This window comes from Nocardioides candidus (genome assembly GCF_041321175.1).
GTDB lineage: Bacteria > Actinomycetota > Actinomycetes > Propionibacteriales > Nocardioidaceae > Nocardioides.
The window spans coordinates 1,385,405-1,399,080 of sequence record NZ_JBGGWC010000001.1; the positions used below are offsets into that span (position 1 = coordinate 1,385,405).

Below are 13,676 nucleotides of genomic sequence, written 5' to 3' on the forward strand. Positions count from 1 at the left end.
TCGGCCGGACCTTCGTCCGTCAGCGGTAGGTCAGCATCCGTCGGTCGTGCTCGACGTGGCTGTGGTCGTTGTACGACGCCAGGCTGAGCCCGCTGCTGCCGTTGATCACCTTCGTGACGGCGGTGTTCACGGCGACCCGGTTGAGGCGGCTCCAGAGCGAGGCGTCGCCGGCGAGGAGGTGCGAGACGGCGAGGCCGATGGGCCCGCCGGAGGTCACCACGACCGCCGTGCCGCGCGCCGGCATCCGGCCGGCCGCGGCGGTGAGCGAGGCCTGGATCCGCGCGGTGAAGGCGGGGAAGGACTCGTGGTAGTCGCCGTCCGCCGTACCCCCGGTCCAGCGGGCCGTCGCCTCCTCGAAGATCTCCTGGAACTTCTGCTTCGGCGCCCGGCTGCGGGCCAGGTCGGCGACCATCATCGTGCGCGAGCGGTAGAGCGGCTTGTGCACCTCGACGACGTGCTGGAAGTCGAACTCGTCCCAGCCGGGGTCGACGATCACCGGGATCTCGCCCTGCACGCCCACGTCGGCCAGGCCCGCGAGGATGCCCTCAGCGGTCTCGCGGTGACGGCGCAGCTCGCCGCGGATGACGACGTCGGGCACGACCTCGCGCACCGCGAACGCCCGGCCCAGCAGCCGCGACTGCTCGTGGCCGAGGTCGGAGAGGGCGTCGTAGTCCCGCTTCCCGAAGGAGGCCTGCCCGTGCCGCACCAGGTGGAGCACCTTCACGCCGGGTCACCGATCAGGGCACGGCAGCGCTGGTCGAGCATGTCGACCAGGAAGCCGAACGGCGCGAACTTCGGGTTCGTCGTCTGCCCGTGGAAGAAGCGGTAGTAGATCTGCTGGGCGATGACGGCCAGCCGGAACAGGCCGAACACCTCGTAGAACAGCCACTCCTCGTCGGTGACGGAGAGCCCCGCCCGCTCGCAGTAGTAGTCGACGACCTCGCGGCGGGTGAGCATGCCGGGCGCGTTGCTCGGCTGCATCCGCGTGAGCTGCAGCAGCTCGTCGTCGTCGGCCTGGATCCAGTACGCCATCGTGCAGCCCAGGTCCATCAGCGGGTCGCCGACCGTGGCCATCTCCCAGTCGAGGAGGCCGATCGGCGTCGTCGGGTCGTCGGCGTCGTAGACGATGTTGTCGAGCCGGAAGTCGTTGTGGATCAGGCACCGGCGTACGTCGTCGGGCTGGTGCGCGTCGAGCCAGCCCATCACCTGCTCGAGGTCGGGCACGTCGGGGGTCCGCGCCTTGCGGAACCGCGAGGACCAGCCGCCGACCTGGCGCGCGACGTAGCCGGGCCCCCTGTCGAGCACGTCGAGGCCGGCCTCGGCCGGGTCGACGGCGTGCAGTGCGACGAGGAGGTCGAAGGTGTTGAGGCAGAGCGCACGACCCTGCTCGGCGTCGAGCGCCACGTGGAAGTCCTTGCCGGGGATCTCCCCGACCAGCCGCTCCATCACGTAGAACTCCGAGCCGATGACGGACTCGTCGGCACAGTGGCCGACCATCGGGGCGACGTGGGGGAAGACGGGGGCGAGCGCCGCCTGGATGCGGTACTCCCGCCCCATGTCGTGGGCGCCCTTGGCCTTGCTCCCGGAGGGCGGCCGGCGCAGGATCAGGTCGCGCTCGGGGTAGCGCAGCAGGTAGGTCAGGTTGGACGCACCCGCGGAGAACTGCCGCACCTCGGGCAGCCCGTCGCCCCACGACGCTGCGTCCGCGTGCGCGCGCAACCAGGCATCGACCGCGGCGACGTCGAACGCGTCCTCCTCGCGGACCTCCTTTGCGCCGGCGACGGGGGAGCCGCTCACATGAGCCTCCGGACCGCCGGCATCGGCAGGTGCTTGAGCGCGAAGCCGAGCGGGACCCACGGCCAGGCCGGCACCAGGGCCTTCTCCTTGCGCTTCTCGATCGCGTCGACCATCGACCGCACACCGGTCTCGGTGTCGACCATGAACTTGGCCTTCTGCTCGACCTTCGCGTTCATCTCCGAGCGGATGTAGCCGGGGTAGATGATCGAGACGTCGATGCCCTTGGCCTTGACGTTCTCGTTGAGGAGGCCCTCGGCGAGAGCGGCGACGCCGGCCTTGGTGGCCGCGTAGGTGGTGATCGTCTTGCGCATGCCGCGCATGGCGGAGACCGACGAGATCATCACCAGGTGCCCCCGCCGGCCCTCGGCCGCCTGCGACCGGAAGATCTCCATGGCGGCCTCGGTCTGGGCGAGCGCCGCGACGAAGTTCGTCATCGCGGTCGCCTTGTTGGCGTCGTACCGCCCGGTGCCGAGCGGTGCGCCCTTGCCCAGGCCCGCGTTGATGATCACCCGGTCGAGCCCGTCGAAGTCCGCGGCGAACTCCTTGAACACCGCGAACACCGCGTCGTCGTCGTTGACGTCGAGCGCCTTCACGCCGATCGTCACGCCGGGGTGCTCGGCGGTGATCTCGGCGCGCAGCGCCTCGAGGCGCTCGGTGCGACGGGCACACAGCGCGAGGTCGTAGCCCAGCGCCGCGAACTGCCGCGACATCTCCTCGCCGAGTCCCGAGCTCGCGCCCGTGATGAGGATGGTCCCCTTGCTGCCCGTCATGCCCTGCCTTCCGATCCTTCGCTCATGGCCCTGATCCGAGCAGCGAAGCTGCGCTGCTCCTGGTCGTAGAGGGCGCGTTCGTGGGTCTTCGCCCACACGGCCATCCTGGCGGCTTCGTCGGGCACGACGACCATCGCCTTCTCGTCGATGCCCTTCATCACCTCGGCGGCGATCTGCTCGGCGGTGTAGGGCGACTTCTCGATGAGCCGCGCCGCGATCTGCCCGACGGCGGCGTCGCGGCTGTCGATCGAGCTCGCCAGGTTGGTGTGGAAGAAGCCCGGGCAGACCGCCGTCACGAGCACGCCGTCGGCGTCGAGCTCGTAGGAGAGCGTCTCGCTGAGCGCGACGACGCCCGCCTTGACCGCGGTGTACGACGACATGCCCGGCGGGTGCACGAGGCCGGCCAGCGACGCGGTGTTCACGATGTGGCCCGAGCCCTGCGCCTTGAAGCCGGGCACGAAGGTGCGGCAGCCGCGGACGACGCCGAGCAGGTTGATGTCGATGACGCGCTGCCACTCCTCCATCGAGGAGACGTCGATGCGACCGCCGCTGGCGATGCCGGCGTTGTTGACGAGGACATCGAGACCGCCCCAGTGCTCCGTGGTCCACGCGAGAGCCGCGGCCCAGTCGTCCTCGGAGGTCACGTCGAGCCGGAGGTAGTCGGCGGCACTCGCCTGGAGCGGCTCCTGGCGGTCGGCGATCAGCACGCGGTCGCCGCGCTCGAGGAACGCGGCGACGAGCGCTGCGCCCAGCCCCGACGAGCCGCCCGTGACGAGGACGCGACGGTCAGCGGTCATCGCGAGACGCCGTACTTCATCAGCTCGATGCGGGCGATGAGGCCCAGGTGCACCTCGTCGGGACCGTCGGCGAAGCGCAGCGAGCGCGCGCCGGTCCAGGCCGCGGCCAGGGGGAAGTCGTCGGTGAGCCCGCCGCCGCCGTGCAGCTGCATGGCGAAGTCGATGACGTCGAGCGCCATCCGCGGTGCCGCCACCTTGATCTGCGACACCTCGCTGATCGCGTTCATGGGGCCGCCGACGTCGAGCTTCCATGCGGCGTTGAGCACGAGGAGGCGGGTGGACTCGATGGCGATGCGGGCCTGGGCGATCCGCTCGCGGTTGCCGCCGAGGTTGACCAGCGGCTTGCCGAAGGCGACCCGGTCGGTGCCGCGCTGGCAGGCCAGCTCGAGCGCCTTCTCCGCCAGGCCGATCAGCCGCATGCAGTGGTGCACCCGGCCGGGGCCGAGCCGGCCCTGGGCGATGGCGAACGCCTCGCCCGGACCGGACACGAAGTTCTCGATCGGCACGCGGACGTCGGTCAGCGACACCTCGCCGTGGCCGTGCGGCTCGTCGAAGTAGCCCATCGTGTTGAGCATCCGCTCGACCTTGACGCCGGGGGAGTCGCGCGGCACCAGCACCATCGAGTGGCGGTGGTGGCGGTCGGCCTCGGGGTCGGTCAGTCCCATCACGATGAAGATCTCGCAGTCGGGGTGGCCGACGCCGGTGGAGAACCACTTGCGGCCGTTGAGCACGATCTCGTCGTTGTCGACGACGGCGCTGAGCTCCATGTTGGTCGCGTCGGAGGAGGCGACCCCGGGCTCGGTCATGAGGAAGGCGCTGCGGATCCGGCCCTCGAGCAGCGGCTCGAGCCAGCGGTCCTTCTGCTCCTGGCTGCCGTACTTCAGCAGCACCTCCATGTTGCCGGTGTCGGGCGCGTTGCAGTTGAGCACGTAGGGCGCGATGAAGGACCGTCCGGTCAGCTCGGCGATCGGGGCGTAGTCGACGTTGCTGAGCCCGGCGCCGCCGTGGGTGCCGTACCTCTCGGCGTAGGGCCCTTCGTGGCCGGCGGGGAGGAAGAGGTTCCACAGGCCGCGCTCGCGCGCCTTGGCCTGCAGCTCCTTCATCACGGGGAGCTCCTGCCACTGCTCGCCCTGCCCCGCGTCGCGGCGGCGCTTGATCTCGTGGTGGTACGCCGCCTCGACCGGCTCGACCTCGGTCTCGATGAAGTCCTTGACGAGCGTGGTCAGCTCGGCCGCGCGCGGAGAGGGGGAGAAGTCCATGGGTTGACCATCGCACACTATTGAGCGATGCTCAATAGTGTGACCAGGACGCGGATGAGCCAGGACGACCGGCGGCGCCAGCTGCTGGGGATCGGCCTCCGGATGCTCGTCGAGAAGCCCATCCAGGAGCTCTCCATCGACGACGTCGCCGCCGAGGCCGGCATCTCGCGCGGCCTGCTCTTTCACTACTACCCGACGAAGACCGACTACTACGACGCGGTCGTGGGAGCCGCCTGCCGCCGCGTGCTCCGCAACATCGCCCCCGATGCCGACCTCGACCCGGTCGCCGACGCCGGGACCGCGCTGCGCCAGTTCGTCGAGCGGTTCTACGCCCAGATCGACCGGCGCCGCGGGTTCTACCTCGCGCTCGTCTTCGGCAGCGGGCCGATCTCGCTGGGGGGCGAGGGTGTGGAGTCGCACCGCATGTCGGTCGCGCGTCGCGTCGCCGACGCGATGGGCCTCGCGGACGACCAGGTGCCGGCCGTGCACGCCTGGACGGCGTACGTGGAGGACCGGGCGCTGCTCTGGTCCGGCACGCCTCACGGCGACCGCGTCGACCTGGAGGAGGAGGTCGCGCACTGCTGCCGCGCCCTCGGCGCGCTGCTCGCGGTCTAGCTCGACGCGCTGTCCGGCAGGGTCGGCGCCACGGCGGCCGCCTCGGCCACGGCGACGCACCACCGGCCCGCCCGGTCGAGCAGGTCCGCGTTGCCGAGCGAGGCCGGCGCCGACAGGCTGCAGGAGAGCCAGGCGTCGCCGAACAGCCCGCGGAACGACGCCCATCGCCGGTTGCCGGAGGGGCAGACGAGGGCGACGCTCGAGACGCCGTACGCCGGCGCCTGCGCCGGTCGCGTGCACGACTTGCTCTCGCCGGACTCCCGGGCCTGCGCCGCCAGGTCGCGCGCGCCCGCAGGGGTGACGGGGGGCGCGAACACCCAGGCGCGGACGTCGCCGCGCGTGCCGATGATCCGGCAGCCGTACTCGTGGGCGACGTCGTCGACGCCGGCAGCGATCTCGACGCGCTGGCCGTTGCGGTAGCTGGTCGTGTCGCGCACCTTGCCGATCGCCTCGGTGACGGCGTCGTCGGGCAGCCGGTCGCAGAAGGGGGCGCGGGTGAGCGCCACCGTCGTGGTGTCGTAGTCGGCCAGCGGGGTCGACGCGTAGCGCGGAGCCGGCGGCGTCGGGGGAGCCGAGGACGGCTCGTCGTCGTCGAGCACGAGGACGCCCGCTGCGACCGGCAGCACCGTCACCAGGACGGCCAGCAGCAACCATCGCAGGGGACCCGGCACCCGATCACCCTAGACACCGGGTGGAGCAGACACACCCGGGAGGCGTCCGGCGGCCCGTTGCCGCTCTCGCGTACCGTCTGGTCAGTGATTCGCTTCGAGAAGGTCACCAAGAACTACCCCGGGCCCGGCACGCCGGCACTCGACCGGGTGACGGTCGACATCGACAAGGGCGAGTTCGTCTACTTCGTCGGCCAGTCCGGGTCGGGCAAGTCGACCGCCCTCCGCCTCGTGCTGCGCGAGCTGCGTCCGACCAGCGGGCGCGTCTACGTCGCCGGCAAGGAGATCAACCGGATGGCCGGCTGGAAGGTGCCGCGGCTGCGCCGCCAGGTCGGCACCGTCTTCCAGGACTTCCGCCTGCTGCCCAACAAGACCGTGAGCGAGAACGTCGCGTTCGCGCTCCAGGTGATCGGCAAGTCCCGCAAGGAGATCAACCGCGTGGTGCCGGAGACCCTCGAGGTCGTCGGCCTGAAGGACAAGGCCTCCCGCCTGCCCGACGAGCTCTCCGGCGGTGAGCAGCAACGTGTCGCCATCGCGCGCGCGTTCGTCAACCGGCCGATGATCATCATCGCCGACGAGCCCACGGGCAACCTCGACCCGCAGACGTCGGTCGGGATCATGAACCTCCTCGAGGACATCAACCAGCGCGGCACCACCGTGGTGATGGCGACCCACGACCACGGCATCGTCGACCAGTTCCGCAAGCGGGTGGTCGAGCTCGAGAACGGCAAGGTCGTGCGTGACGAGGCGGCCGGCAGCTACGGCTTCCAGCACGAGGTCTTCGAGCCCGGCGAACCGCGCGAAGGCTCCGCCTAGGCACGCGAGCGCCTGCCGCCGTACCTCATCCGGACCACAGGAGAGCAACACCCACCATGCAGCTGCGCTACGTCTTCACCGAGCTCCGCTCGGGCCTGCGACGCAACCTCTCGATGCACGTCGCGGTCATCATCACCCTCTTCGTCTCCCTCACGCTCGCGGGCTGCGGGATGCTGCTCCAGCGGCAGGCCGACAAGACCGCCGACGCGCTCGGCAACGAGCTCCAGATCCTCGTCAACCTGTGCGTGGTCGACGATCCCTCCGACAGCCCCAACTGCGGCGGCGGTGCGGTCACCAACCAGCAGCGCAAGGAGGTCGAGCGCGCGCTGAACGCCAGCCCCGAGGTGGAGTCCTTCGACTTCCAGACCCAGGAGGAGGGCTACCAGGAGGCGCAGGAGATCCCGGAGTACCAGCCCTACTTCGAGGGCTCCGACCCGATCCTCACCGTGGAGGACTGGCCGCCGCAGTACTGGATCACCCTCAAGGACCCGAAGAAGGCCGAGGGCGTCATCAGCGCCGTCACCGGCCTCGACGGCGTGGCGGGCGTGAAGGACCAGCGCAAGCAGCTCAAGCCGGTCTTCGGGATCATCGACGCGCTCAAGATCGGCTCCTGGGTCGGCGCGGCGCTGCTCCTGCTCGCCTCGGTGCTGCAGGTGGCGACCACGATCCGGCTCGCGGCCATGGCCCGACGCCGCGAGATCGGCATCATGCGGTTGGTCGGTGCCTCGACGCTCTACATCGCCCTGCCCTTCCTCCTCGAGTCCCTGGTCACGGCGGTGATCGGCGTCGGCCTCGCCGCAGGCGCGCTCGCGGCATTCGTGAGGTTCGCGGTCGAGGACGGGCTCGAGGGAGCCATCCAGTTCGTGCCGTGGATCGGCTGGGACGACTATGTCGCGACCCTGACCGGGACCCTGCCGCCGGGGATCATCTACCTGGGGCCGGCGCTCACCCTGATCCCGACACTCCTGCTGACCCGCAAATACATCAAAGTCTGATCGGCGCCGGTTACCGTCGAGGCGTTCACTTCCCCGAACGAGATTGGCAGCACCTGTGCGCTCCTTCCCCGGCGCTCCGTCCCACCGTCCCCGACGCCTGGCCGTGATGGTCGCCGGCGCCGTCGTGGTCGGAGGACTGGCGGCCCCCAACGCTGTGGCCAAGAACGACGAGGACGGGCTGCGCGACAAGCAGCACCAGGTCGAGCACCAGATCGACCGCGCGAAGGGCGACCTCGACGAGGCCAGCCACCGCGTGGCGGCCACGACGCGTCGCCTCGACCGCGCGCGCGCCGAGCTCAACGGCGCCCGCCGCCACCTGCAGAACGTCCGGGCCCACCTGCAGGACGCCCGCGCGCTGCAGCGCCGGTTGGCCCGCCGCCTCGAGCGCGCACAAGGCCGGCTCGACAAGGTCGCCGCCGAGCTGCGTGACGCCCGCATCGAGCTCGCCGACCAGCGCGAGCTGGTGCGTCGCACCGTCCTCGGGATGGAGACCAGGGGCAACGCCGACCTGGCCATGCTCGACGCCATCACCTCGTCGGGGTCGGTGAAGGAGCTGCTCGTCGCCGGCACCGCGGGATCGATGATCCTCGGCCGCGAGGACCAGGCGCTCACCAGCTTCGAGGCCGCCGAGGCGGCGCTCGCCGACTGGAAGGAGCAGGTGCGCGAGGCCCGCGACGAGGTCGCGCGGCAGAAGCAGGCCGCCCGCGACAACCTGCACCGCATCCACGGCCTGTACGGCGACGCGCAGTCCACGCGCGCCCACGTGCGCCGCCTCGTCGACCGCGCCCACCACGCCCGCAAGGCGGCGGTCAAGGCCCGCAAGCACGACCGCGGCTCGCTGGAGCGGCTCAAGGACCGCGAGGCGCGCATCAAGCAGCAGATCCTCCGGCTCGCGCAGCAGCACCAGAGCTCCGCGCCGACGTACTCCGGCTCGACGGGTGGCCTGCTCCACGTGCCGGTGGCCGGGCCGATCACCTCGCCGTTCGGCTACCGCGAGCACCCGATCTACCACTACTGGGGCCTGCACAACGGCACCGACTTCGGCGCCCCCTGCGGCGCCGACCTGTGGGCGGCCGAGTCCGGCACCGTGATCAACGAGTACTACGACGAGGTCTACGGCAACCGCCTCTACCTCTCGATCGGCACGGTCAACGGCGCCAACATCACCGTGGTCTACAACCACATGAGCGCCTACAGCGTCTCCGAGGGCGCGCACGTGTCCCGCGGGCAGGTCGTCGGCAAGGTCGGTGAGACCGGGTGGGCCACCGGGTGCCACCTGCACTTCATCGTGATGAAGAACGGCGTGCCGGTCGACCCGATGGGCTACCTGTAAACCTGATTGCGCCCGCCTGGGAGAATGGCCGGATGGCCAAGCAGGGAAAGTCTCCGGCAAAGGGGGACGCCGACGCGCGCAAGGTCGTGGCGTCCAACAAGAAGGCGCGCCACGACTACCACGTCGAGGACACCTTCGAGGCCGGCCTGGTCCTGCAGGGCACCGAGGTGAAGTCGCTGCGGCTCGGCCGGGCGACGCTCGCCGACGGCTTCGTCGACATCGACGGCGGCGAGGCGTGGCTGCACGGGGTGAACATCCCGGAGTACTCCCAGGGCTCCTGGACCAACCACGCCGCGAAGCGCAAGCGCAAGCTGCTGCTGCACAAGGCGGAGATCGAGAAGATCGAGCGCAAGGTCAGCGAGAAGGGCCACACGGTCATTCCGCTCTCGCTCTACTTCGTGAAGGGCCGTGCGAAGGTCGAGATCGGGCTCGCCAGGGGCAAGAAGTCCTGGGACAAGCGGCAGTCGATCGCCGAGCGGGAGTTCGACCGCGAGAAGCAGCGCGAGCTGGGCCGGCACCTCAAGGGCCGGTAGACTTGTCGCTGGTCGAGGAAAGTCGCGCAGCGACGGTCACGAGACCTACAACTCAAGAGGGGCTGATCGGTTTCGACTTGGGACGTTAGTTCCAGGGGAAGCGGGTCGAGGAGCCAGCGTCATCTCGTAAACGATCGCTGGAAACCTATAACTGCCAACAACAAGCAGTCCTTCGCTCTCGCCGCCTGATCGGTGATCGAAGCGTCAGTCAGGGCGTCCGTCTCCGGCCCTGAACCTGGCGTCGTCTAGGAGACTTGCTGGCCACACCCCCGTCGGGAGGGTGGGCCGGGACTCTTTCCCGACTAGGCCTGTCGGCGACGTGTCAGTGCGAGCGCCGGGGCCGATAAGACGACAGCACTGACTGCACCCGGAGAAGACCTGGTTCGACGCTCGAGGACGCGGGTTCGATTCCCGCCAGCTCCACCCACGCAAACGCCCCGGCCGGGTATCCGGCCGGGGCGTCTGCCTTCTCTGCTAGCGGTGCGTCACGATCGGGGCTGGACGTCCACGTCCACCGAGGCCGTGCTGCCCAGGGCGAAGGTGCCCGTCCGCACCAGTGCGGTGATCGTGTGCGAACCAGCCGGCAGCTGGCCGATCTTGAACCACACGTTGGCGTCACCGTCGAGCTCGCCGGTGCCCACCTGCTTGCCGTCGACCTTCACGACGAACGACGTGCCGTTGGTGTAGCCGGTCGAGGCCACCTTGACCCTGATCCCGATGCTCGTCACGGTCGTGATCGTCCGACCCTGCGGGTAGACGTCGATGGTCGTCGTCGACGGAGCACGGCGGACGGTGACCGTCACGGTGCCGGAGTCGCTCGCGCCGTGGCTGTCGGTGGCGGTGTAGCCGAACGTCTTCGTGCCGACGAAGCGCCGGGCGAAGGTGTGGTCGAGCACGCCGTCGGCGTCCGCCTGGCCGTCGATGGTGTAGGTCAGCGGGTCGCCGTCACCGTCGGTGGCCGGCAGCGGGAAGCTGATGCTGCCGCCGGCGACCGTCGAGACCGCGGCGTCCGGAGCGACCGGTGCCTGGTTGGCGCCGGAGAAGGTGTACTTCCTCAGGCCGACGGTGATGGAGTTGATGATGCCGTCGCCCTTGACGCCGGAGCCGAGTGACCAGCCTGCGCCGACGACCTTGGCCTGGGCGGGGAGGGCGTCGCGCCACTCGGCGAGGGAGCCGTTGTACGGCGAGCCGTAGCCGCATCCGCTGGGGCTGCAGTCGGTGGGTGCCAGGGCCTTGAGCGCCGGGCTGGACCCGTTGGTGAGCCACCAGTTGGTCAGGCCGAAGGGCTCCTTGTAGAGGGTGGTGCCGTTGGCGTAGGTGGGCTCGCTGACCAGGGTGCCGTCGGGGGCGCCGTCGCCGTCGATGTCGACGAGGAGCTGCAGTCCGGGCTTGACGGTGTTGGTGGTGCCGCGGGCGCGCCAGTCCATCTTGGGCTCGCCGACGGAGTCGAAGGACACGTCGGTGCTGAAGTAGCCGTCGGCCTTGTCGGTGGAGGTGCTGCCCTCGGTCCACACGCGCACGCCGGAGGTGAGCCGGAAGTCGTTGTGGCCGGTGGCGCGGGTGTCGGGGTGCACCACGTCGTTGGGGTGGAGGACCTTGGTGGTGTCCGCCTGGTCGTTGGTGAAGACGTAGTCGGTGTCGCCCACGGTGATGCCGTAGAGGGTGCCGTCGCCGTGGACGCCGGAGCCGAGGGACCAGCCGCTCTGGATGACCTGGGCGTCGGGGTAGGCCGCGCGCCACTCGTCGAGGGTGCCGTTGTAGGTGCCGCCTCCGCCGCCGGTGGTCGGGGGAGTGTTGGGGGCGTCGAAGACGGACTGGTCCTGGATGCTGCCGACCCACCAGTTGCCGCCGTAGGCGGGCTCGCCGACCAGGATGCCGTCGACGTCGCCGTCGCCGTCGAAGTCGGTGGTCAGCTGGGTGCCCGGGGTGGCGGGCAGGGTGCCGACCCAGTCCAGGGACGGCTCGCCGACGTCGGCCAGCGGCTGGTGGACGTCGATGTAGCCGGCTGCCTTGTCGGTGGAGGTCGCGCCCTCGGTCCACACGTGCACGCCGTCGGCGAGGAAGTCGTTGTGCCCGGTCGCCCGGGTCGCGTCGGTGTTCACGTCGACCGGCGTGAGCTCGGCCTCGTCGGTCGGCGCCTCCTCCTTGAACGTGTAGGTGGTGAGGCCGACGGTGATGGAGTTGATGATGCCGTCGCCCTTGACGCCGGAGCCGAGTGACCAGCCTGCGCCGACGACCTTGGCCTGGGCGGGGAGGGCGTCGCGCCACTCGGCGAGGGAGCCGTTGTACGGCGAGCCGTAGCCGCATCCGCTGGGGCTGCAGTCGGTGGGTGCCAGGGCCTTGAGCGCCGGGCTGGACCCGTTGGTGAGCCACCAGTTGGTCAGGCCGAAGGGCTCCTTGTAGAGGGTGGTGCCGTTGGCGTAGGTGGGCTCGCTGACCAGGGTGCCGTCGGGGGCGCCGTCGCCGTCGATGTCGACGAGGAGCTGCAGTCCGGGCTTGACGGTGTTGGTGGTGCCGCGGGCGCGCCAGTCCATCTTGGGCTCGCCGACGGAGTCGAAGGACACGTCGGTGCTGAAGTAGCCGTCGGCCTTGTCGGTGGAGGTGCTGCCCTCGGTCCACACGCGCACGCCGGAGGTGAGCCGGAAGTCGTTGTGGCCGGTGGCGCGGGTGTCGGGGTGCACCACGTCGTTGGGGTGGAGGACCTTGGTGGTGTCCGCCTGGTCGTTGGTGAAGACGTAGTCGGTGTCGCCCACGGTGATGCCGTAGAGGGTGCCGTCGCCGTGGACGCCGGAGCCGAGGGACCAGCCGCTCTGGATGACCTGGGCGTCGGGGTAGGCCGCGCGCCACTCGTCGAGGGTGCCGTTGTAGGTGCCGCCTCCGCCGCCGGTGGTCGGGGGAGTGTTGGGGGCGTCGAAGACGGACTGGTCCTGGATGCTGCCGACCCACCAGTTGCCGCCGTAGGCGGGCTCGCCGACCAGGATGCCGTCGACGTCGCCGTCGCCGTCGAAGTCGGTGGTCAGCTGGGTGCCCGGGGTGGCGGGCAGGGTGCCGACCCAGTCCAGGGACGGCTCGCCGACGTCGGCCAGCGGCTGGTGGACGTCGATGTAGCCGGCTGCCTTGTCGGTGGAGGTCGCGCCCTCGGTCCACACGTGCACGCCGTCGGCGAGGAAGTCGTTGTGCCCGGTCGCCCGGGTCGCGTCGGTGTTCACGTCGACCGGCGTCACGAGGGCCTCGGCAGCGTGGGCGGGAGTGGCCGCGCACACGAGCCCGACGGTGGTGACGGCGCCGGCGGTGAGGCCGATGCCGAAGCGCGCCCAGCGGCGCGCGGCGTTGGATGAGGACATGGAGGATCCTTACGAGATGCCCGAGGTGGCGGGCAACGGAGCGATGTGGGAGTGGCGCGGATTGCGACCACCAAGAGGAGAACACGAACTCCGGAACCTGTCCTGGATTCGCAGATAAATTGCTTGCACGCACGCAAGGTCAGCGGTGCAGGTCGCTCGGTGTCGGCGGCGCGGCCTAGGTTGGAGCGATGGCTGAGATCTTGTTGTTCCACCACGCCGGCGGACTGACGGACGGCGTGCTCTCGTTCGCAGAGACCCTCAGGGACGCGGGGCACACCGTCCACGCCCCCGACCTCTTCGACGGCCGGACGTTCGACGACGTCAAGGACGGCGTCGCGCATGCGCAGTCGGTCGGGGAGGAGGTCTTCGCCGCCCGCGCTGCCGAGGTCATGGCGCCGCTCGGGACGGACCTGGTCTACGGCGGCATGTCGATGGGCGGGGCCCGGGCTGCCGAGCAGGTCCTCCAGCGTCCCGGGGCCAGGGCGGCCTTCCTGCTCTACGGCGCTGTCGCCCCGTCGTGGTGGGACACCACCTGGCCTGCCGGCGTCCCGACGCAGGCCCACGTGACCGAGGACGACCCGTGGCGCGAGATCGACGCCGAGGAGGAGTACGTCACGATCCCCGGGGCGGAGCTCTTCGTCTACCCCGGCGCGGGTCATCTCTTCGCCGAGCCCGGCCATCCCGACTACGACGAGGAGGTCGCCCGCCTGGCCACGGAGCGGGTGCTGGCCTTCCTCGGGTAGGAGGGT

13 protein-coding genes and 1 other RNA gene are annotated in these 13,676 nt (G+C 70.4%); 7 read left to right on the forward strand and 7 right to left on the reverse strand.

The window, feature by feature from the left end; all coding sequences use genetic code 11:
• Nucleotides 1-19: 19 nt before the first annotated feature.
• The 5 genes from ACAX67_RS06900 to ACAX67_RS06920 are packed head-to-tail and all read right to left on the reverse strand — an operon-like array spanning nucleotide 20 to nucleotide 4,623.
• The gene (locus ACAX67_RS06900) at nucleotides 20-724 is read right to left on the reverse strand and encodes a histidine phosphatase family protein (protein WP_370703074.1); all 705 of its coding nucleotides are present in this window, start codon (nucleotides 722-724) and stop codon (nucleotides 20-22) included.
• A complete protein-coding gene (locus tag ACAX67_RS06905) occupies nucleotides 721-1,797 on the reverse strand; it encodes a phosphotransferase family protein (RefSeq protein ID WP_370703075.1) in 1,077 nt (358 codons plus the stop codon). Before ACAX67_RS06905 ends, ACAX67_RS06900 begins: the two co-directional genes overlap by 4 nt.
• Nucleotides 1,794-2,567, reverse strand: coding sequence for an SDR family oxidoreductase (locus ACAX67_RS06910; RefSeq protein WP_370703076.1), 774 nt, complete (start codon nucleotides 2,565-2,567; stop codon nucleotides 1,794-1,796). The genes ACAX67_RS06905 and ACAX67_RS06910 overlap by 4 nt, the downstream gene beginning before the upstream one ends.
• The gene (locus ACAX67_RS06915) at nucleotides 2,564-3,364 is read right to left on the reverse strand and encodes an SDR family NAD(P)-dependent oxidoreductase (RefSeq protein WP_370703077.1); all 801 of its coding nucleotides are present in this window, start codon (nucleotides 3,362-3,364) and stop codon (nucleotides 2,564-2,566) included. The genes ACAX67_RS06910 and ACAX67_RS06915 overlap by 4 nt, the downstream gene beginning before the upstream one ends.
• Complete coding sequence (locus ACAX67_RS06920; RefSeq protein WP_370703078.1) at nucleotides 3,361-4,623, reverse strand: acyl-CoA dehydrogenase family protein; 1,263 nt, start codon at nucleotides 4,621-4,623, stop codon at nucleotides 3,361-3,363. The genes ACAX67_RS06915 and ACAX67_RS06920 overlap by 4 nt, the downstream gene beginning before the upstream one ends.
• A 54-nt stretch (nucleotides 4,624-4,677) precedes the next feature.
• Here ACAX67_RS06920 and ACAX67_RS06925 point away from each other — a divergent pair, with 54 nt between their 5' ends.
• Nucleotides 4,678-5,238: a TetR/AcrR family transcriptional regulator gene (locus ACAX67_RS06925; protein WP_370703079.1), complete on the forward strand. Its 561-nt coding sequence runs from the start codon at nucleotides 4,678-4,680 to the stop codon at nucleotides 5,236-5,238.
• Here the strand turns inward: ACAX67_RS06925 and ACAX67_RS06930 are convergent.
• The gene (locus ACAX67_RS06930) at nucleotides 5,235-5,909 is read right to left on the reverse strand and encodes a hypothetical protein (RefSeq protein WP_370703080.1); all 675 of its coding nucleotides are present in this window, start codon (nucleotides 5,907-5,909) and stop codon (nucleotides 5,235-5,237) included. The two genes, ACAX67_RS06925 and ACAX67_RS06930, sit on opposite strands and share 4 nt — an antisense overlap.
• 84 nt (nucleotides 5,910-5,993) lie before the next feature.
• Between ACAX67_RS06930 and ftsE the strand changes: the two genes are divergently transcribed.
• From ftsE to ssrA, 5 genes are all read left to right on the forward strand, one after another.
• Nucleotides 5,994-6,722 (forward strand): cell division ATP-binding protein FtsE, encoded by a 729-nt coding sequence (ftsE, locus tag ACAX67_RS06935; RefSeq protein ID WP_370703081.1) that lies wholly within the window; start codon nucleotides 5,994-5,996, stop codon nucleotides 6,720-6,722.
• Between the two features lie 56 nt (nucleotides 6,723-6,778).
• The gene (gene ftsX, locus ACAX67_RS06940) at nucleotides 6,779-7,717 is read left to right on the forward strand and encodes a permease-like cell division protein FtsX (RefSeq protein ID WP_370703082.1); all 939 of its coding nucleotides are present in this window, start codon (nucleotides 6,779-6,781) and stop codon (nucleotides 7,715-7,717) included.
• A gap of 43 nt (nucleotides 7,718-7,760) precedes the next feature.
• Nucleotides 7,761-9,050, forward strand: coding sequence for a peptidoglycan DD-metalloendopeptidase family protein (locus ACAX67_RS06945; protein ID WP_370703083.1), 1,290 nt, complete (start codon nucleotides 7,761-7,763; stop codon nucleotides 9,048-9,050).
• A 32-nt stretch (nucleotides 9,051-9,082) separates the two neighbouring features.
• Complete coding sequence (gene smpB, locus ACAX67_RS06950) at nucleotides 9,083-9,583, forward strand: SsrA-binding protein SmpB (protein ID WP_370703084.1); 501 nt, start codon at nucleotides 9,083-9,085, stop codon at nucleotides 9,581-9,583.
• Between the two features lie 58 nt (nucleotides 9,584-9,641).
• Nucleotides 9,642-10,009: a transfer-messenger RNA gene (ssrA, locus tag ACAX67_RS06955) on the forward strand.
• 59 nt (nucleotides 10,010-10,068) lie between these two features.
• On the opposite strand, the gene ACAX67_RS06960 is transcribed toward ssrA, so the two are convergent.
• The gene (locus ACAX67_RS06960) at nucleotides 10,069-12,927 is read right to left on the reverse strand and encodes an Ig-like domain-containing protein (RefSeq protein WP_370703085.1); all 2,859 of its coding nucleotides are present in this window, start codon (nucleotides 12,925-12,927) and stop codon (nucleotides 10,069-10,071) included.
• 188 nt (nucleotides 12,928-13,115) lie between these two features.
• On the opposite strand from ACAX67_RS06960, the gene ACAX67_RS06965 reads away from it, so the two are divergent.
• Entirely contained in the window at nucleotides 13,116-13,670 is a 555-nt protein-coding gene (locus tag ACAX67_RS06965) for a dienelactone hydrolase family protein (RefSeq protein ID WP_370703086.1), read from the forward strand.
• Nucleotides 13,671-13,676 lie beyond the last annotated feature (6 nt).